18 protein-coding genes are annotated in these 21,501 nt (G+C 34.4%); 16 read left to right on the top strand and 2 right to left on the bottom strand.

Going from position 1 to position 21,501, the window contains the following annotated elements:
* From PL77_RS28220 to PL77_RS28145, 16 genes are all read left to right on the top strand, one after another.
* Nucleotides 1-699, top strand: a 699-nt coding sequence (locus PL77_RS28220) for an IS3 family transposase (protein ID WP_156152587.1), incomplete at its 5' end; no start/stop codon positions are given.
* 330 nt (nt 700-1,029) lie between these two features.
* The gene (locus tag PL77_RS28215; RefSeq protein ID WP_044212947.1) at nt 1,030-1,353 is read left to right on the top strand and encodes a hypothetical protein; all 324 of its coding nucleotides are present in this window, start codon (nt 1,030-1,032) and stop codon (nt 1,351-1,353) included.
* 154 nt (nt 1,354-1,507) lie between these two features.
* On the top strand, nt 1,508-2,410 hold the full coding sequence (locus tag PL77_RS28210) for a helix-turn-helix transcriptional regulator (RefSeq protein ID WP_044212945.1): 903 nt from the start codon (nt 1,508-1,510) through the stop codon (nt 2,408-2,410).
* 135 nt (nt 2,411-2,545) lie between these two features.
* The gene (locus tag PL77_RS28205; protein WP_156152586.1) at nt 2,546-3,079 is read left to right on the top strand and encodes a hypothetical protein; all 534 of its coding nucleotides are present in this window, start codon (nt 2,546-2,548) and stop codon (nt 3,077-3,079) included.
* Nucleotides 3,080-3,084: 5 nt separating this feature from the next.
* Nucleotides 3,085-4,551, top strand: a complete 1,467-nt coding sequence (locus PL77_RS32440; protein ID WP_253274027.1) for a nuclear transport factor 2 family protein — start codon at nt 3,085-3,087, stop codon at nt 4,549-4,551.
* Between the two features lie 521 nt (nt 4,552-5,072).
* Nucleotides 5,073-6,071 (top strand): DUF1852 domain-containing protein, encoded by a 999-nt coding sequence (locus PL77_RS28195; RefSeq protein ID WP_044212952.1) that lies wholly within the window; start codon nt 5,073-5,075, stop codon nt 6,069-6,071.
* Nucleotides 6,072-6,097: 26 nt separating this feature from the next.
* On the top strand, nt 6,098-7,126 hold the full coding sequence (locus PL77_RS28190) for a methionine synthase (protein ID WP_044212940.1): 1,029 nt from the start codon (nt 6,098-6,100) through the stop codon (nt 7,124-7,126).
* Between the two features lie 1,243 nt (nt 7,127-8,369).
* The gene (locus PL77_RS28185; RefSeq protein WP_044212938.1) at nt 8,370-9,206 is read left to right on the top strand and encodes a sulfite exporter TauE/SafE family protein; all 837 of its coding nucleotides are present in this window, start codon (nt 8,370-8,372) and stop codon (nt 9,204-9,206) included.
* Nucleotides 9,207-9,613: 407 nt separating this feature from the next.
* The gene (locus tag PL77_RS28180; RefSeq protein ID WP_044212936.1) at nt 9,614-10,786 is read left to right on the top strand and encodes a hypothetical protein; all 1,173 of its coding nucleotides are present in this window, start codon (nt 9,614-9,616) and stop codon (nt 10,784-10,786) included.
* Between the two features lie 105 nt (nt 10,787-10,891).
* Nucleotides 10,892-11,110 carry a hypothetical protein gene (locus PL77_RS28175; protein WP_044212934.1) on the top strand — a complete coding sequence of 73 codons (219 nt, stop codon included), beginning with the start codon at nt 10,892-10,894 and terminating at the stop codon, nt 11,108-11,110.
* 189 nt (nt 11,111-11,299) lie between these two features.
* The gene (locus PL77_RS28170) at nt 11,300-11,989 is read left to right on the top strand and encodes a hypothetical protein (protein ID WP_044212932.1); all 690 of its coding nucleotides are present in this window, start codon (nt 11,300-11,302) and stop codon (nt 11,987-11,989) included.
* Between the two features lie 415 nt (nt 11,990-12,404).
* Complete coding sequence (locus PL77_RS28165; protein ID WP_044212930.1) at nt 12,405-12,965, top strand: Crp/Fnr family transcriptional regulator; 561 nt, start codon at nt 12,405-12,407, stop codon at nt 12,963-12,965.
* Between the two features lie 245 nt (nt 12,966-13,210).
* Nucleotides 13,211-14,002, top strand: a complete 792-nt coding sequence (locus PL77_RS28160) for a DJ-1/PfpI family protein (protein WP_216595950.1) — start codon at nt 13,211-13,213, stop codon at nt 14,000-14,002.
* A gap of 228 nt (nt 14,003-14,230) precedes the next feature.
* The gene (locus PL77_RS28155; RefSeq protein ID WP_044212929.1) at nt 14,231-14,797 is read left to right on the top strand and encodes a DinB family protein; all 567 of its coding nucleotides are present in this window, start codon (nt 14,231-14,233) and stop codon (nt 14,795-14,797) included.
* A 302-nt stretch (nt 14,798-15,099) separates the two neighbouring features.
* Complete coding sequence (locus PL77_RS28150; protein WP_156152585.1) at nt 15,100-15,492, top strand: hypothetical protein; 393 nt, start codon at nt 15,100-15,102, stop codon at nt 15,490-15,492.
* Nucleotides 15,493-15,495: 3 nt separating this feature from the next.
* Nucleotides 15,496-15,810 carry a hypothetical protein gene (locus PL77_RS28145; RefSeq protein ID WP_044212927.1) on the top strand — a complete coding sequence of 105 codons (315 nt, stop codon included), beginning with the start codon at nt 15,496-15,498 and terminating at the stop codon, nt 15,808-15,810.
* 286 nt (nt 15,811-16,096) lie between these two features.
* On the opposite strand, the gene PL77_RS28140 is transcribed toward PL77_RS28145, so the two are convergent.
* Both PL77_RS28140 and PL77_RS28135 read right to left on the bottom strand, forming a co-directional pair.
* Complete coding sequence (locus tag PL77_RS28140) at nt 16,097-16,822, bottom strand: hypothetical protein (protein ID WP_052444810.1); 726 nt, start codon at nt 16,820-16,822, stop codon at nt 16,097-16,099.
* 228 nt (nt 16,823-17,050) lie between these two features.
* Nucleotides 17,051-20,929 (bottom strand): T9SS type A sorting domain-containing protein, encoded by a 3,879-nt coding sequence (locus PL77_RS28135; RefSeq protein ID WP_082026778.1) that lies wholly within the window; start codon nt 20,927-20,929, stop codon nt 17,051-17,053.
* Between the last annotated feature and the right edge of the window lie 572 nt (nt 20,930-21,501).

The raw sequence follows: 21,501 nt of genomic DNA, 5'->3' as shown, positions 1-21,501 counted from the left end.
ATCGCCCGATTATACCGTATGATGGACCTACAGGCACTTATTCCAGGTCCTCATACTTCAAAAGGTGTAAAAGAGCATAAAAAGTATCCCTATCTCCTTCGTAATATGGTCATTAATAAAGTAAATCAAGTATGGGCAACCGATATCACCTACATTCCAATGGAAAAGGGTTTTATGTATTTAATGGCTGTAATTGATATACACAGCCGTTACATTGTAGGCTGGTCTCTTTCCAATACAATGGAAGCGGAATGGTGCAAAGAGACGATACAGGAGTGTATAGAAGAGCATGGAGCACCGGAGATTGTCAATACAGATCAAGGGGCACAATTTACAAGTGACGTATTTACAGAGTACTTGACTAGTCAAGGTGTAACCATCAGTATGGATGGTAAAGGAAGAGCAACTGATAATATATTTATAGAGCGTTTTTGGCGAAGTTTGAAATATGAGAAAATATATAAACATTCTTATAGCAATGGTCACCAGTTAGCTTTAGGGATAATAGAATATATGTCTTACTATAATCACGAAAGACGACATAGTTCAATTGATAATCAAAAACCTTTCTATATCTTTGAGAAGGGTCGCCGAGACACAAGTTCAAAACCAAAAAAAAAACCACATTCTATGAGTTGTAAAGGCCAAGATGAATGGTCTGCCGCAGGCGCAACACAGACCAGCCTTGACAAATCATAAAATGGGTTTAAAAAAAGGTTTGAAGCTGAATCTCTCAAAAAAAGATAATTATCTTTTCCACTTAGACAGTCCAAACTAATGGGGTAACTATATATTACAGTATGGACACAGTTGAATTGATTAATCCCTATAAAGTGTTCATTCATAAAAGAGGTGAAGCAAACTTAGTCTGTATTGTAGTCTGAACTACCGGATAACTATAGTTTTTGTTAAAAATAGAATACTTCGATAATCACACTTTTCACACATTTTTTTATGAAGAATAGTAAATCTCAAGAGATATTAAGATTAATAATTTTGATTCCTTTTTCAATAATTTTCATAATTAGCATGATAAATAAATATTTATCGAGAGATGATCAATTAGTGTATGACACGTCATTATACTTGACAAAATATAAAGGTGTTATTACAGAAAAGGATAATTCACCGCGACATTTTTATGTTGAGATACAAGGAGAAATTTATGATTGGGATGAAAATGGCTATAAGTATGATTCTGTAACTTCCTGGAAGTTGCAGAATTTGAATGATACGACTATGATTGATGAAGGAGATTCTGTATTCAAACTAGATAGTGCGAATTACTTTTTCGTTAAGAAAGGATTGAAGTGGTTTAAAATACAATATTCTAATTTTGAGTTAAAAGACTAGAAGTGAATTTAAAATACCAAAAAAAGAATAAAATGGATTTGCAAAAATTTAGCTGACAATGTACTTACAGTAGCCTTATTAAGCTGAACTACTTTAATACAAGCTTTGTTTTAGAGTTGATAATGTATTTATCTATCTACCCAAAACTGAGCATATGCGAAACCGTTCTCTGCAAGCAAAAAAAAGGATAAAAAAATTACCAAAGGTAAACTTCGACAACCAAGAGAACCCCCATTCTTATTTTGATATTCTCAAAATTGAAGATCTTTTAGAGAGGGATTTAGACCATGATGTTTGTAAGAACCACCTTGTAAAATTCTTTGTCATCATTTTTGTCTATGAAGGAGAAGGCTATCATACCATTGATTTTACTGATTATAATTATAAGGAAGGGACAGTGATTTTGGTGAGAAAAGACCAAATCCAAAAATTTTTTAGAAGCACTAATGTTAAGGGGTATTTACTGATTTTCACCGAAGAATTTATCATTGGTCATTTGAACAAAATGGAAGCCTTAAAAGCATTTCAACTGTTCAATGAATCACTTAGTTTTCCTAAAATAGAATTTAATAATAAGGATGAATTTTCCGATTTTATGGTTTTGGTAAAGCAATTGGAATTGGAATATCACGCTAAGGATGTTTTTTCGATTGGTATAACAAGGAGTGTTTTACACGTTCTGATTATAAAATTATTTCGCATTAAAGATAAAGCAGGGTATTTCGTTGAAAGGAAAAAATACATGTCTCAATTCCTCGCTTTTCAAAAATTGGTAGAAGAAGATTGTTTCAAAAGTAAAAAAGTTCAGTATTATTCTGAAAAGCTAGGCGTTTCCACTAAAACACTTAATAACATTGTAAATGATGTTGTTAATGTCTCTGCCAAATCTTTTATAGATGAAAGAAGCATCATGCAAATAAAAAGATTGCTTATCTGCACCAATCATTCCATCAAAGAAATCGCTTACACAGCAGGGTTTAGCGAAGTCACTAATTTCTTTAAGTACTTTAAGAAATTTACGGATTGCTCACCAAAGGTTTTTCGTCAAGCGCATTAGTATTTATTGACAATTTTCCCATTTTGACAGTTTTTAGGATTATTATTATCATCATTGGAATTTTTCTTTCCCGTAAATTTGTTTCATGATTTTTACCAAAAACTCAATTTCAATTTTTACGAAAACTCTATTTCAATGAAACTTTTAAAACTAAATTTCTTGTTTTGGGGTGCCATTTTCTCATTGGCTACCTTAACTTCTTGTGATGACGATGATGATGTGACTGTATTACCAATCACACTGGGTTCAAAAGTAAATGTAAACAACACGTTTCAGTCTCCTGCATTCGGATATGATGACGAGATGGATTTTGCAGTAATTTCAGGCATGAATGCTGGAGATTTTGCAACCGATGCTACTCTTTCTTCCTCTGTTGAATTCCCAGCTTATATCGGTTTGTACGATATTAATATCAGTGAGACCACGATCACCTTCGATGTCATTGCTCCAGAAGATGACCCCACTTTTTCTGGATTCTGGAGAATTATTGAAGCGGGTACGTTTGACCGGTATTACCTTACTTTTGAAAATGCTCAAAATGTAAAAGGCTTTACCTCAAGCAACCCTAATGTAAGGCTCAGAATAGATTCTGAAAAAGTATTGGTAGTGGAGATCAGCCAAGGCTATGACTTTAATCCTGACCAGAAATTTACAATCACTTTAAATTAAATGGTATGCAAATCACTTTAAAATCATTCTTTCTGCTTGTAATGACACTGTATATTTCCAGTTGTGCAACTGCTACAAATTCAAATTCTATGAAAGGTAAAACGATAATGGAAGTCACTACTTTCAACATTAAGTCTGATGCTAGTCCCACTACTTTTGCGGCACTTGATGCAAAGGTGGAAAGCGACTTTACAAGTAAGCAAAAGGGATTTATTACCCGTCAGAGTGGTGTAGATGACAAAGGAGATTATGTGGTAGTGGTGTATTGGAAAAGTGTAGCTGATGCCGATGCTTCCATGAGTAAATTCATGGGGAATACCTCCGTTGCCGATTATGCCCAAATGATCGATGCACCGACAATGAAAATGTCAAGATATGCAATCGATAAACCTTTCAATGCGAAAAATAGCCGATTTGTTGAAATCATGTCCTTTGATGTAAAAGAAGGGACAGATGTTGCACAATTTCAGTCTATTAATCAAAAAGTGGAAACTGATTTCACTAGAAAACAGAAAGGTTTCTTACAACGATTGATAGGTGTGAATGAATCAGGAGAACATGTAGTAGTTGTTTATTGGGAAAATAAAGCGTTATCAGATGCTTCGTTACAACCGTTTATGGAAGCACCAATTTCAAAAGATTTTATGTCAAGAATGGACCAAGCCACAATGGAAATGGGACGTTATAAATTTTTAAATATGGATTTATCAAACAAAGAAAAAGTTGTAGCTCTGCTTAATAGTTTTAATACAGGCGACCAAACGCCAATTTCGTACATCAACCCTAAAAAATACATTCAGCACAACTTAGATGTTGGTGATGGATTGGCAGGTTTTGGGGCAGTAATGAAAAATGCTCCAGAAGGAGGTTTTAAGGCAAATGTTGTGCGTGCTTTTCAGGATGGCGATTATGTATTTACGCATACCGAGTATGATTTTTTCGGACCCAAAGCTGCTTTTGATGTTTTTCGATTTGAAAATGGACAAATTGTTGAACATTGGGATAATCTGTCAGCAGTAACTCCACCAAATCCAAGTGGCAGAACTCAATTTGACGGAACAACTGACATTACAGACAGGGAAAAAACAAATGCGAACAAAAAAGTAGTTTGGCAATTTGTTGATGAAGTTTTACTGAATGGAAAAATGGACAACTTGACTATACTTGTCAATCCCACAAAGTACCTACAACACAACTCAGCCGTTGCTGATGGATTAGATGGTTTAGGTGCAGCTTTAAAATACTTTGCTGAAAATAATATGGTGATGGTTTATGATAAAGTCCATAAAGTATTAGCAGAAGGCAACTTCGTATTGACCATGAGCGAAGGTAAATTCGGCAAAGCACCTGGTGCTGATGTAGCCTATTATGATTTATTCCGCTTAGAAAATGGACAAATCGTTGAACATTGGGACGTAATACAAACTATCCCACCAAAATCAGAATGGAAAAATGACAATGGGAAGTTTTAATTCCATTGAAAATTAAAATGTACTTTCTCTTCATTTGAAGAATGAGTTGTACAATCTAGCTATAGATAATTAATGGAAAGGTTGACTATACAAATGGTCAACCTTTCTCTTTTTGATACTTTATTAGAGTAAAGGAGAACGTTAATAACGTTTACCTTGCAGACGACATTCGCCACCATAGTTTTAGTGATCGAGTTGGTGTACCATGATGCTGTGGCTTTTTCAAGAAAACAAATTATACAGGGAAAGAGTGGGTAAATGAGGAAAATGTAAAGCTAGAATCCTATACCCAACCAATTTTGTATAAATCATGCATAGATTAATTTTCTTTTTAAGATTTAAATCTTGATCGTTGATAGTGTTATTTTCTTATTTAATTTACTTGTGTAGTTGTAAATTCTAATTATAATACTATACGCAATTAAAAATATCTTTTATATCCATATTTGCAAGAAGAAAAAACTATTGAACAAGACCATTGGATCCTGTTCAAACTCTTAAAAATAAGCGAAAGAAAAAATATGGAAAACACTCAGAACACTCTTAATAATGATTTTGAATACAGGCTGAAAAGTATCTATTTCAATGAAAATTATGTCCCGTCTAACGGTACTCGTACAACCACCAACTTTGCCAACTTGGCAAGAGGGAAAAGTCGCCAAGAAAACTTGCGTAATACGATGAATATGATCAACAATCGTTTTAATATTTTGGCGAGCTGGGATAACCCTAATAATGACCGCTATTCGGTGGAATTGGAAATTGTATCTGTGGATATAGATGTTGATAAAACGGGTGCTTCATTCCCAGCGATCGAGATTTTAAAAACACATATTATCGATCATAAAACGGGTAAACGTACCGAGGGGATTGTAGGGAATAATTTATCATCATACGTTCGTGATTATGATTTTAGCGTATTGCTATCAGAGTATAACAAAGGGAAAGACAAAATGAGTATTCCAGATGATTTTGGTGAATTGCATGGCAATATTTTTAAGGATTTTGTCAACTCTGAAACCTACAAAAAGCACTTTATCAAACCACCTGTGATCTGTCTGAGCGTTTCCAATAATAAGATCTACCATCGTACAGGAAATCATCACCCTATTTTAGGTCACGAATATCTTGTCAACGAATCTTCTTTAACGGAGCAGTACTTTAGAAAAATGGGATTGCAGGTGCGTTACTTTATGCCTCTCAATAGCGTTGCACCATTGGCGTTTTATTTCTTCGGGGATTTATTATCAGATTATTCAAACCTAGAACTGATCAGTACTGTCAGTACAATGGAGACCTTCCAGAAGATTTACAGACCCGAAATCTATAATGCCAATTCTTTAGCAGGAACTTGCTATAAGCCGAGTCTGAAAAATCAAGACTATTCACTTACAAAAATTGTTTACGACCGAGAAGAACGTACTCAGTTGGGAATTGAACAAGGTAAATATGCGGAAAAGCATTTTATAAAACCTTACAAAAATGTCTTAGAACAGTGGTCCACTAATTTCTCTCTTTAATTTATTCAACATTTAGATATTATTTCATGAAACAGTTATTACCAACTTCAATAGTAGGAAGTTTACCTAAACCTGCCTGGCTCGCAACACCCGAAAAACTTTGGTCTCCTTGGAAATTAGAGGGAGTTCAGCTATTAGAAGGAAAAAGAGATGCACTGCGAGTGTCTTTGCAGGAACAGCAATTGGCAGGGGTAGATATAATTTGTGATGGTGAGCAAACACGCCAACATTTTGTCACGACTTTTATAGAAAATTTAAGCGGTGTAGATTTTGAAAATCGTAAAGTGGTGAAAATTCGAGACCGTTATGACGCCAGTGTTCCCGTGGTTGTGGGTGAAGTGGCTCGTCAAAAATCAGTTTTTGTGGAGGATGCTAAATTTTTGAGAAAACAAACCGATAAACCTATAAAATGGGCATTGCCAGGGCCAATGACTATGGTAGATACATTGTATGATGATCATTACAAAAGTAGAGAAAAACTAGCTTGGGAATTTGCAAAAGCACTTAATGAAGAGGCAAGAGAACTCCAAGACGCAGGGGTGGATATTATACAGTTTGATGAACCTGCTTTTAATGTTTTCTTTGAAGAGGTCAACGATTGGGGTATTGCAACTTTAGAAAGAGCGATTGAAGGGTTGAAGTGCGAAACAGCAGTGCATATCTGTTATGGCTACGGAATAAAAGCCAATAATGATTGGAAAAAGTCATTGGGTTCTGAATGGCGTCAATACGAAGAAATCCTTCCAAAAATTCAGCAATCGAATATCGATGCGGTTTCCTTAGAATGCCATGGATCAAGAGTTCCATTCAATTTAATTGAATTGGTTCGTGGTAAAAAAGTGATGGTGGGGGCGATTGATGTAGCGACCAACACCATCGAAACTCCTGAAGAAGTAGCGGACACTTTACGTCAAGCACTTGAGTTTGTAGATGCCGAAAATCTTTACCCTTGTACCAACTGTGGTATGGCTCCATTGTCTCGAGATGTGGCGATTGGGAAGATGGAAGCTTTAAGTGCAGGAGCTGAAATTATACGTAAAGAGTTGGCGGTTTAGCACGTTGTAAACTAAGTTTTCGTTATTTATTATATTTAGAAATCAGGAGATTTCTGATGATCTGTAGGACACGAATGTCGCTAACGCTAAACATTCGCGCCAGTGGGCTTTCTACGATTTATAGTTTGGTAGTACTTCTCCGGCCTTGAAGGGAAAAGCGTGAAGAATTTCATGAATTGAGCCGTTAAAAATGATTTTCTTGTTTGAGCGCAGCGAGTTTAAAATCATTTAGGCGAGAGGAATGGAATTTAGCTTTTGACTTCTAAGCCTAGATTTTTTTGCTTCGTTTTTTCATCAATGGAAAAAATGAAGAGGAAGGAAGATTGGAAGTAGGACCTTAAAAGCTTGCAGAAATATTGATTGAAAATTCAAGATAATTTAGTTTACAGTGTATTTACTATGTTTAGAAATCAGGAGATTTCTGATGATCTGTAAGACACGAATGTCGCTAACGCTAAACATTCGCGCCAGTGGGCTTTCTACGATTTATAGTTTGGTAGTACTTCTCCGGCCTTGAAGGGAAAAGCGTGAAGAATTTCATGAATTGAGCCGTTAAAAATGATTTTCTTGTTTGAGCGCAGCGAGTTTAAAATCATTTAGGCGAGAGGAATGGAATTTAGCTTTTGACTTCTAAGCCTAGATTTTTTTGCTTCGTTTTTTCATCAATGGAAAAAATGAAGAGGAAGGAAGATTGGAAGTAGGACCTTAAAAGCTTGCAGAAATATTGATTGAAAATTCAAGATAATTTAGTTTACAGTGTATTTACTATGTTTAGAAATCAGGAGATTTCTGATGATCTGTAAGACACGAATGTCGCTAACGCTAAACATTCGCGCCAGTGGGCTTTCTACGATTTATAGTTTGGTAGTACTTCTCCGGCCTTGAAGGGAAAAGCGTGAAGAATTTCATGAATTGAGCCGTTAAAAATGATTTTCTTGTTTGAGTGCAGCGAGTTTAAAATCATTTAGGCGAGAGAAATGGAATTTAGCTTTTGACTTCTAAGCCTAGATTTTTTGCTTCTTTTTTTCATCAATGGAAAAAATGAAGAGGAAGGAAGATTGGAAGTAGGACCTTAAAAGTTTGCAGAAATATTGACTGAAAGTTGACGATAATTTAGTTTACAATGTATTTAGCGCCTTACTAAGTTTCAAAAATTGTTACTTTGTTTTTTAAAGCTCATTTTAAGAGCTTTATTACTTCAAACGAAGTTTTATAAACTAACAAACAAAATTTCATTTTACTTATGGATATATATTATCTCTACTATCTCATTGCTGGTGCTTTCTCTGGCTTATTGGCAGGCCTATTTGGCATTGGTGGCGGAATAGTCATTGTGCCCATCTTAATCTACATTTTTACAGCACAAGGTATACCTGAAGTTGCCCTTACACATATTTGTATTGGTACTTCTCTCGCCACTATTATTGTTACTTCTATTAGTTCGCTTCGAGCACACCATAGTAAAAATGCGGTAAATTGGAATGTATGGAAACGCATGGCTCCAGGATTGATCATTGGTTCATTGACAGGTGCAGGTATTGCATCTATGATTCATGGTAAACCGCTGCAAGCAATTATTGGAATATGGGTGTTTTTAGTAGGCTTGAAAATGTTATTTATGAAAAACAAGATGGTAGAAGAAAATGACTTCAGCAAGTTACCATCGCCTGTAGGACAAACGATCATCGGAGGACTGATTGGAATGATCTCGGCTATTTTCGGTGTAGGAGGAGGTACCTTAACCGTTCCATTTTTAAGTAATTATGGATTGAAAATTCAGAATGCAGTGGGAACTTCGGCAGCCTGTGGTTTACCTATTGCAGTAGCAGGTGTTATTGGATTTCTTGTCTTCGGACAATTTATTGATGCTAATGTTAAAGAGGCATTACCCAGTGGGATATTAGGCTTTGTACATATTTATGCATTTATCAGCTTAAGCGTAGCGAGTTTTTTTACGGCCCGTATCGGAGCCAAACTTGCACATAAATTACCCGCGGCCACTTTGAAAAAAGCATTTGCAGTATTGCTGCTTGTGGGAGGGATTAAGCTTGTACTGAATTCCGATGTATTTTTTGTTTAAATAGCGTGCATCACAACAGAAGTTATGGGCAGGTGATATTGACTCCACCAACATTAAAGTGTTGCTTACGTTGCGAACTTTCAAGACTATAGTCTTGGTGAGGTTGGTTTATCACTTGCCCATAGTTTAACGATGGTGCAGGAAACATCTGTTTTCTTTTTTCCAATCACTTCAATTATGATGCTAACCTACTTCAAATCATTTAGTTGAAATAAAGGAGTAATTGTTTTATGTTATTCAAAAATCAATTAATTTTAAATATCTATTACGGCAAACTATAAGACGAACGGATTTCATAAGTTTTGACAAAAACTTATTTTTTATTGTAAGTCCTTATAATAAAAAATGTAATGAATGATACTCCACACATTACACTGATTCAATTTTCATCGTAAATAAACTAAATAATGAGACAACTATTCGTATTACTATTTCTACTAAATGGATTTCAAATTTTTGCTCAAGAAAGCAATGACCATATTAAACTGTTTGTAAGTTCCAGAGTTGATACCACCTCCAAAGATGTTAGAGCAATTATACAGCTCTATGAAAACTATTATAAGTCAAAGCCTGACTCTATTTATAACAACCCTTATTGGAATAAAAAAGAAAAAGAACTTTATCATGATTTCGACTTTTCAAGAGTGAGCATTTTTCAAGGAGGAATGGATGCTACTTATTTGTTTCGAGCTTTTTCACCTTTCGTCATGTCAGTAGAACCTTTGGGAGAAAAATACCAAATAAGAGTCTTATTCGCTTCAAATACCACTAATCCTAAATATATTGGTTCCAAGGTATGGTGTATTCAAAAACTAAACGCAATTAAGGAAAATGATCAATGGGTTTTGGAAAACTTAATCGTTGAAATATCAAAAAAATGGTCATCTAAGAAAAGTGGGGTTGTTGAATACGTCTATCCTCCCAATTATTCTTTTGATAAGAAGGCAGCTGATAATGCAAAAGGATTTTGTGCTGATATAATAAAGCGGTTCAATCCAGACTACAATAGCACATTTAAATATTATGTGACCAACAGTATTGATGATATGGGGTTACTTGAAAATTTTGACTTTTATTTTGTTGGCATAACAACGGGAAAGGCTCGTGAAGGTATGATTTTGACTGCTAAAGGAAATGAATACTACCCTCATGAATTTGTGCATAAATTACTGCCTGAGAACCCAAACCGTGGTTATATTATAGAAGAAGGTTTGGCCGTATACTTAGGGACAAGGGAAAATAAAACTGAATACGTGGACCTGATGAATAAATTAGCGACTAATCTCAAAACTAGTCCAAAGAAAATTAATTTTAAATCTATAATCTCTCAGGAGGTAAAATACAATGGATACCCAACTGCCTATCCTGCTGGTGCTGGTATTTGTGAACTTATATATAATTTAAAGGGTGATGATGGATTAATACAATTAATGAAATCGGATACAAAAGATTTCGAAGGTATTATTAAATCTGTTTGTTCGATTACAAAATTAATGGAATCTGAAGTTGAAGTGGAGTGGAATAAAACACTAGAGAAATATTTTAGTAAGTCAGGTAAGATCGAAGAAATGCAAAACTAAATTTTCAATTGGGTTAAATGCAGTGGAATTTTTCAATAATTATGCTAGTAATGACAAAATGGCAGTTTTTCTTTCGTGGAATACTATTTGACTGCCAATCTGAATATGAAAGAATATATAATAATCATTGTTAGCATATCATTGCTTTTTTTTATTGTTCAAAAAGGAATAAAAGCTAAAAGAAAACCGAAGTCTAAGCTTTCAATTTATGATCACCCAAGTAATTTCAAGAAACCTCCAATTGAGATGGTGACGAAATCTAACTTTGAAAGCGAAAATGACTTTGAATCCATTGAATATAATAAAGCACAAGATGGTAAGTAAGTAATTTGGAGCAGACCATTCAATCATTTAGAAAGCGCAAAAAAAGAAAGGTCAAAATGGTATAATCGACACTGTTTAATCATAATATAGCAACTGACAATAGTTTTTATTTTTAACTACAATCTATAATTTAGAGTATCATTGAATAATAAAACATTTGTTGAGTAACATTTAAAGCAAGCTAAAGAAATGATATCGAATCTACCTTCCTTGATTAATCTGACTTTTATTGGTATTTGTATTTTAACAGTTGGTTTATTCTATTTTTCCAATGGAAGACCCAAAAAAATTACAATTCTGATTATTGTTTGGTCTGTTTTTCAATCAATAGTGGCCTATACCGGTTTTTATCAAACTACAGATTCAATTCCACCAAGATTTGGATTAGTACTTATACCTGCTACGCTGTTGATGATTTACGGATTATTTCCAAAACAACAGCTATGGTTTATTGAGAATAGAAATACTAAAACCAGCACCTTCTTACATTCAGTGAGGTTTCCTATTGAAATAGTTCTATTTGCTTTATATACGCATAAAATGATACCTGAGTTAATGACATTTGAAGGTAGAAACTATGACATTTTAATTGGTATTACATCGCCAATTGTAGGACTATTGTATTTGAATCAGAAGATAAGTCGACAAGCATTAATTGGTTGGAATATTGTAGGATTAGCACTTGTACTCTTTATTCTTTTCAATGGAATTTTATCTTCTGAATTACCATTTCAACAATTTGGATTTGAGCAGCCCAACCGTGCAATAAATTATTTCCCATTTGTTCTTTTACCAGCAACGATAGTTCCTATTGTAATCTGGACTCATATATCGGATATCATTAAACTAAGAAAAGAATCACATGAAGAGGTGAATTAATTATGCTGTAAACTAAGTTTTCGTTATTTATAGTGTTTAGAAATCAGGAGATTTCTGATGATTTAAAGGACACGAATGACACTGACGTTTAACATTCGCGCCATTGAGCTTTCTACCATTTTAGTTTGGTAGTACTTCCCCTGGCATTGAAGGGAAAAGCGTTAAGAATTTCATGAATTGAGCCGTTAAAAATGATTTTCTTGTTCGAGCATAGCGAGTTTAAAATCATTTAGGCGAGAGGAATGAAATTTAGCTTTTGACTTCTAAGCCTAGATTTTTTGCTTCGTTTTTCATCAATGGAAAAATAAAGAAGAAGGAATCTTGAAAGTAGAGCCTATAAATATTTGTAGAAAGGTTGATTGAAATTTAACGAAAACTTAGTTTACAATGTATTAATTCTTTTTTTTAATATAAAATGCTAAAAGAAACTTTAAATAGTATTGTACCTTTTGATGCTGCAACGATCGAACAGCTTATCAAATTATTTACACCGGTACAATTGAAAAAAGGAGACAAGTTTGCTGTAAAAGGAGAGTATTCAAAAAATATCGCTTTTATAGAATCAGGAGTTTTAAGAGCCTATTATAGCAATGAAAAAGCAGAGGAATACAACAAAACATTTTTTACTGAAAACAACTTCGTTGGGGCTTATTCTTCATTAATTACTCAGAAAAAGAACCTCATTGATATAGATTGTTTAACGGATTGTAAACTACTGGTGGCAACTTACCAAGAGGTCACAAATCTTTACGACCAATATCCTAAAGTTGAAAGAATGGCTCGCATATTAGCAGAACATTTCTTTGTCAGAAAGGAAAAAAGAGAGATAGAACTTGTTACACTTGAAGCGAAAGACCGCTATAAAATCTTCCAAGAGGAACACCCTCACCTTGAACAAGTGATTCCGCAATATCATATTGCTTCTTATCTTGGGGTGAGTGCCACTCAACTAAGTAGAATTCGAGCACAAAAGTAAACCCAAATCTTATTATTCATCTTTACCTAGATTGAAACTTCAAATACTGTCAAATTGTCTGCATTTAAATTCCTTTACATATGTAAATGGAATCCTTCCTTAAAGTATGGACCTTTGTTAAAGGAAAAAACATCGATTATTTCCTTCACGTGGAGCATAGATAATTTAGAAAAAGAAGACGTAAAAATAACATCGTTTTCTCTCATTCCTTGATCTATTAAATTCAACTAAAAAACTCCTTTAAAATGATACATATCACAAAGGTCATCATATTATTTATATCTCTTATTATTTCAATTCCTACAATGGCACAAAATGGAAAAGTACTTTTTGTAATGAGTGAAGCAGACACACTTTTATTGAAAAAAGGAAAGAAGAAGCGCCAAACGGGGATATTTCTTAATGAATTTTATCAGGCTTATAAAGCTATTGTAAATAAGGGTTATTCAGTAGATTTTGCCACACCTACAGGTAAAAAAGCAACAATTGATCAAGAAAGTTTAGCGGATGATTATTGGAAAGAAGACATTAAGATGAGACAAGAAGCGATTGACTTTTGGAATAATAATCAAGAATTTTCGAATCCCATGACGCTTGAAAAAGCGATTGAAAAGGAAAAAGAATACATTGGCTTAGTCATACCAGGCGGTCAAGGACTTATGGTAGATTTAATTTATGATAAAAATACACCTTTACTTTTAAAATCTTTCGCTAAGAATCAAAAGGTCATTGGTTTGATTTGCCACGCACCAAGTTTAATCACTACTATTCGAAAAGAAGAAAATCCGTTTATTGGCTATAAAGTAAATTCAGTGACGGGTTTTGAAGAATTTTACATTGAAAAATTCATTATGAAAGGTAAACCTCAGAAACGAAAAATTGCGAAGCAACTCCATAAACTAGGACTGGAATATAAAAAAGGAGGACCAGGGAAAAGTTATGCGGTCAGGGATCGAAACTTAATCACAAGTCAAAATCCATATTCAGGAATTCAGTTTAATGAACTTTATTTGAAAGCATTGGAGGAGGCGAATTAATAACATAAAATAATCCAACTTACAGTACTCAGACCAATAGAACTCGTTCATCGAATAAGCTAGTGTCATTACCTTTGGAAGACAGAATTATATTAAAATTAATGTAGTTCTGATCTTTCATTTATCCCTCATCAAACATAAATGATAATACAACTAAAGAGTTGTTACGACTGTCTTATTAGAAACTACTCTTTAACCAAATCCCATTCATACTTAAATACAACAATTATGAAATCCAAAAAGAAATACTTTCTACTACTTCATTTATGCTTTACGTTTTCTCTAGCACAAGCACAATACGAAATCAAACCTGTAAAAGGCTATTCGACTCAAATAGGGATCATGGTCAATATGCTGGAAGATTTAAAAGGGAGAATCACCGAAATGACATCTGATTTAGATCAAGCTGAAACGGATTATATGTTTGATGAAAAAGCGAACTCTATTGGTGCTTTGATAATGCATTTGGCTGCCACTGAAGCTTATTATCAAGTTGAGACACTAGAAGGGCGTGCTTGGAGTGAAAAAGATGAAAAGTTTTGGGCTGTAGCGAGTAGTTTAGGTGATCATAGTAGAAAAGAACTACAAGGTAAACCCATCAAATATTACCTTGATCTATGGGATCAGGTGAGACAAAAAACGCTTGAAGGACTTAAAAAGAAAGATGATGCATGGTTTGCAGAAAATGTAGATGAAGGTATCAATAATCATTGGGTATGGTTTCATGTAATGGAACATTCCGCGAATCATATGGGGCAAATTGCGTTGGTGAAGAATAGGCTTCCTAAGAAGTAAATTTTATATATTTCGTAGTGTAGATCAAGAGTCTGCACTACGTTTTTTTAGCTAAAAATAATATTGAAAGACAATATTTCTATCATTCTATTTTTTGTTAATCCTAAATCAATTAATTTAAGGTCTATCTTACAGCAAACTATAACAACAAGGCAGACTACATAAATATTTTAATGTTGAACTTGATGTATTAGGTAAGAGTTTTTTATTAATGAATAAATGTGATGGTGTAGTTTACATTCTTGTTAGTCGTTAAATGCCATTTAATTTATTTGAAGTTGAAGAGTATTGAAAAAAATCAAATGATTGAAATCAAAACAAGTTGGTCTAAAGAAACTCCTCCATATGGAGCTTTTGATGATTATGTTATTATCGAATCAATTGATAGAAAAGAAAGAATTTTAATTCGTCCAGAGGAATTTGAATATTTAACCTCCAAACTATTTGAAAATTGGAAAAAACAAAAATCAAAATATATCCAAATACTTAAGGAATGGAATGAATGTTCAGGTTTTAATGACATCGATGCAAAACCTTCTATAATTATGGATAATCGTGACACTATCAATGCTCTTAAATTAATCGAAGGAGATGGCGTAATGAAATTTGCCACATTAACTAAAAAAGACTTGGAAATTCTAATTGATTTTTTGCTCAGAAATGAGAAAGATAAACTAAAAATCTGGAAAGAATAATATATGGCTATTTCAAAAAAAGGATTTAGAAGTATTACTGTAAATCGCCAGCAATTTTATTGGAAATTCAATGGAAAGGTTATTGTGAGTTCGTATGAATTTAAAAATAGTCTTTTGATAGTTGATTTCGGATGGTATGATGTATGGTTATATGTGAATGACAAGGAAAATAGACCTCCAGATTTTGAACCAAAAAGCATTACTCCTAAGTTTGTTTGTGATTCAATAATATACGCTTTGACTCAAGGGTGGGATTATGGAAAAATGGAAATTGAATTTAGAAACGGAGATTATAAAACACTCTATAACACTATGTAGAATTGAAATAAAACTCATTTTACATTAGACACTGACAAACACATACTTAAATGATACAAGACTATATCCATCTCACATTAAAATTCCTTTTTTATTTCTTTGTTATGATGCATTTGCTCAATCTGAAAATATCACTTATAAAGTATATGAGTTAATTAATACTCAAGTTAAATTAACCCAAGAAGTAGAGTAGGTAATGGGATTAGCTATTAATGTAAGTGACCAAGGGGAGTAGTACATCGTCTGTATTACTCCCCTTGATCAATAAGATTATCAATATTTAGAATTATAATTTCACTGCTTTTTCAACAAGCACGTCATAAGTATATCCGGCTCCGAAATCTTTATTAAGGATGACGTTACCTTTTATAGTGACTACCTCACCAACAGAAAAATTATCATCGGTTGTCACTGTAATATCATATTGTCCATTGCCAGTGGTTCCATCTTGGAGATGCACAAAATTCACGTTCATCACACCATTATTCACTTTCACCACTTGACCTTTGATAATCACTTCTTTATTGGAGTAATTATTCATATTGCTGAAAAGTTCACCAATTCGGATACCGTTAGGTGCTTTTTCTATATCTTTTACTTCTGGACTTCCTTGAGGAGCACTCTTTTTTACAACCTTAGCCACTTTTTGGACTTGATCACGAACTCCTTCCGCAAAAATGACACTTTCGAAAGTCCTGTTTAGTGTTTTACTTTCGAAATTTTGCATTTCCATTCCTCCATCGTAATAGTAAGTAGCACCGATTTCAATAGGTCTTCCTGGTACTGCCATCCAATATTCTTTCCCTTTTTCAGTGACTCTTATGTATATATATCCACCTGAGGCTATTTTCTCATTGACTACAATCTTATGTGTATTTGCATCCAGTACCTCATCAGCTCCCGTTGTCACTTCTGAAGAAGGTTTATTTACTGATGATTTTTCTTGACCTGAATTATCACAGCTTGCTAAGAAACAAGATGCTGATAAAAACAATGCGTGGATAATTTTCATTCTTTTATAAATTTTGATTTCAGGTAAAAATAATCAAATCATCTTATGTTCATGAATTGGCGTACATTTATTATCTTTCATTTGATATTTTATGATTCATCATCCTTAAAATCCCTGCATTATTAAGTAGATACCGTTGCTTAACTCTTTCAACTAAAAAGTAATATAAAAAGAGAAGCCCATGAATTCGAATCATGGGCTTCTGATTAGTGTTGTGAGCAGTAAAGCTTATTTCTTGATAAACTTGCCAACTGCTTTACTTCCATTCCCTTCAATTTGGTAGATGTATAAACCTTTTCTAAGTGTTGAAACATCTACGCTATCTTGCCCTTTTAACGGTTTACTCAATACAAGAGCACCAGTAGGAGTGTAGACATTAAAGGTCATATATTCACTGGTATTCCCTTTTAGGAATAAGGTGTTTTGGACAGGGTTAGGGTATGCCAAAATTCCATTATTTTCTAAATCACCAATATTTAATGGAGGTTCAGGATCAGTGGTTCCCCCGGAAACAACAAGGTAAACAAAATCAGAATAACGGTCATCTTCAGAAGTAGCCCATATTTTTACAGCACCATTTTTAAGACCTGTTACCAGACCATCTTCAGAAACTGTAGCGATAGTGTTGTTGGCTGATTTGTAAAGTACTTTACCTTCAAGTTCAGTGGTTTCAACATTCAATTGTAAAGTCTCATTGGCTTTGATGGCAGCAGTACCAGGCGTTAAGATAATTTTTCTAGCTTGTTCGCCTTCAGCAATGATCCCTTTGTAAAAGCCACTACCCATAATTGCACACCAAAGTACTGAAGGGTCATTGACGTCAAATTCAATCTGTTTGATATGTCCCGGTTGACCGATATTATGATTACTTTTAACCCATGTTTTACCTGCATCAAAACTTACATAAACGCCTGGGTTTGCTGTAACTACACCCTGAGTGATAACTAAAATATTACGATCAAAAGGAGAGACATCAAACTGCTCGATATATTGAGATTCAAATATTTTTGTCCATGTTACACCATAATCATCAGAGTAGAATACTCCGCCACTTTTTACATTTGCTTCTCTACGTCCAGCGGTCACGTACAACCTACCCGTATGATCAAATGTCACACTGTTGATACCTTCAATATTATCAGCAACCTTAATGGCTTTCCATGTATTGCCTCGATCAGAAGTATGGAATAAACCGCCGTTTTTACGAATTTCTTGGTTCCATGGTGATGCAGCGAAGATCGAGGCCCGTGTACTGTCTCTTGGATCAAATTCGATATCCTGAATCCACATTTTGGTTGGCATACCGCTGTTGCTTGGATCAAAGCTTTTTCCGGCGTTAGTTGATTTATGGAAACCGCCTTCTTTGTCCTTATCTGGTCCGTCAGTGCCACTTCCTCCACCAGAACCAGCAACTTGTGTCACGCCAAAGTACATATTATCAGGGTTGATGGGATCAATCAAAATACTGTTGGTCCACATCCATTCCTCAGCTGCAGTTGCTTTTCCCCAATCTTCAAAAGTATTTCCACCGTCTGTTGATTTATAGATTCTGTCAAGGTGTTTTTGACGCATAGAAGTGGTATATACAGTATTGACATCCCATGGGTGTGTAGAAATAGAGAATACACTTTCTTGTGTTTCGTTGATGTATTCAACGGCCTGTTTTCCATTTTCACCATCATTTGTGCTACGCCACAAGTGATGTTCACCTGATCCTAAATACAAAATACCTTCCCCCAAACGTTTATCTTGAAACAAGCATTGACCAGGAAGGTTACTATCTCCTGTACCCATAATGTTTCCATTGGCAGTATACGTTTCATTAACTTGTGTGAATGTTTCACCTTTGTCCGTACTCACAAAAGTATTATGGGCATAGATCAGCATAATGTCTCCTCGTGAGTTAACGGTACAATAACGTAAAGAACGAAGTGGGTAATTTTGCGCCCATTGTTGATTGGAAATTTGATGACCTTCTTCCATGTTATCATCGAAAGGATTGTTTCGCTCTTGCCAGTATTCTTTATCATTTTCCCACGCAGGACCGAAGTCACGGGCAATACTGATCCATGATTGACCTCCATTTATTGTTTTCCATAAACGTCCTGGAATAATTGATTTTTGAATTTGTGCATCATAAAAACCAACAAGTAAGCCATTCTCTTCACTTGGATCTACATTTAAAGAATTGAAGTATTGTAAAGCTTCAGTAGGCAATATTGGATATTTACTTCTTGCTTCTGCTTCAGTGATCTCAAACCATTTTGCCAAATATTGATAATAGTTGTTGGAAACACCACCTGTCAATCGGTTGATATCTAAACCTAAATTACCATTAATATTTACCCAAGTTTCACCATTATCTTCCGATTTAAAAATACCACCATCAGATCTTGTAGATTGACTGTTTGCATGATAACGAACCTGATCTGCAACATATAATACAAATCGACCATTTGCAGAGTTATAATAATAATCCATATCCATGACGGTATTATTATCTAATTTTCCTTCACCAATATTTGTCCATGATGCACCACCATCTGAAGATTTGAATAAGCCATACTGAGAACCTGCAAAAATCATATTGCTGTTGGTAGGGTGAACTATGATACGAGAGAATTGAGCTTTCTCATCAATACCTTGGGTTAGTTCCGTCCATGAATTCCCTGCATCCGTAGTTTTCCAGATTTTACCTTGATACTTTATATTGTCATAAATATTTTCTCTACCTCTTGGATTGGCAGCTGTTGGACTAATCACCGTGCTCCAAAGTTGCTGTTGACCTCTACAGAAGTTACCTGCTCCAACATACCAAGTATTATCATCGCTAGGATCCATGGCTACTGCTGAAACTTTTCTATACCATGATCTTCCTTCTCTTCCACCTTGGGATTGATGGGTATACCAAGGGCAATTTTTCATTTCTGTCCAGCTTCTTGCTGTATCTTGACTGAAATACAAGCGTGAAGATTCAATGGCTACAGCATATTTGGCTGTTTTAGTAGAGTATTGTAAGTCATATAAACGGAAGAAGTTTCCCTCACCATCTACATCTTTAATCGTAGTCCAGCTTTTACCATTGTCTTCTGTTTGATACGTGTTCCCCATATCAGGAGACTCTACACAGAAATCGGGTAATAAGGGGTGATAACGTAGGAAATTAGAAAAACCGGCATTACCAGGACCAAATTGAGTCCATTCTATTTCAGACCCGGATTTCACTTTTCCAGTTTGTACTTGACTCATGTATTCTTCAAAAAATGTTTTGGTCGTAAAGCTCCAAACATCACCTTGAGTCACTTGATCGGTGTCATCGATTTCATCCACTCGCCAGAAGTAGGCAGTCTCATTCTCTAGTTTCGAGGTTACAAAATTTGTCGTTGTAATTTCAGTGGCTACTTGTTCCAAATTATCAGAAGAAGTACCCAAATATACATTTCTCTTTGTACCTGTTATTCCTTTCAGCCATTGCAGATTTACATTTTCTGTTGCAACTGCAGTAGCATTATTAGAAGGAGTAGGGGTAGTCGCTTTTGTTTCAGTAGATACCTTTACCAATTTTACATCATCAATATTAATGTAGGCACCTTCTTTTAAATAAGGTATTCTGATATAAGGTAAGAAAGTGGTAAAGCTTTCATCTACTTCAAATTCAATTTGTAGAAGCACAAAGTTATCTTTTGCCTCGCTTACCAAATTCACATCATGCTGACTACTACTTTGAGAGCTCCCTTGCTTGCCACTATGCACATCAATTGAGATTTTCTCTCCAGCACGGTCAATATCAGTTTTATAATAAAAGCAGAATTCATATTTTCCGGCTTCTAGCTCAGGGTAATGTTCTGTTCTAAAGGTAGGAATACCATTTCCATAATCACGGAACACAACTTTAAAAGATCTTGCTCCGCTTCGTTTCACTTCGGTATCTAATTCAAAGCCTGTAAATGGCCAACCTCTCCAAAGTGTTTTTCCTCCAAAATTATAATAACTATCATAAGTACCTGAGGTGGAACCTCCCTCAAAGCTATCATCAGGTAACATATTTGTTTGCCCTATTGCACAAAAAGGCAATAGTGTAAAAAATAGAAATACGGTAAATTTCATACTTGTTGTGTGGTTTTATTGTTTACTGTTCATTCCATAGTGTTAAGTATTAAAACAGGGGCTAACGAAGAATTGAAAAATGGATTGTTGAGGGTTTACTCAGAACAATTTTATGACAATTTAAAAAATGTTGCCCAAGCTTAGTACTTAAATGATTCACAAACAATCAGTGAATAGTGTAAAATTATGAGGCAAATAATTATTTATTCGTTTAAACTAATTCTAAAAGCGGGGGCGAATTATATTATTAGGATAAATCTATTCAGAATTTAAATTTCATTAGTTGTACAAATTCCCGTAAGAAGCTCAATTAAATGATGATTAGAAAAAAAGTAGCGTAGTAAGGACCTACTTTTTTCCACCTTTGAAAGTAGTAGTTAATTTTTATTTGACTTAACGGGGGTATATTCATCATATGATCACCACAAGGTGAAATTTAAGTAAAATAGAAAAAACAAGGAAGATAAAAGCTTGAAAGTAGACCCTATAAATGCTTGTAGAAAGGTCGATTAAAATTTGATGATAATTTAGATTACAACGTATTTAGTACATTGTAAACTAAGTTTTCGAAT

It is taken from the genome of Flammeovirga sp. OC4, from assembly GCF_000812565.1.
Taxonomy (GTDB): domain Bacteria; phylum Bacteroidota; class Bacteroidia; order Cytophagales; family Flammeovirgaceae; genus Flammeovirga.
This window is presented reverse-complemented; position numbering and strand designations above follow the sequence as displayed.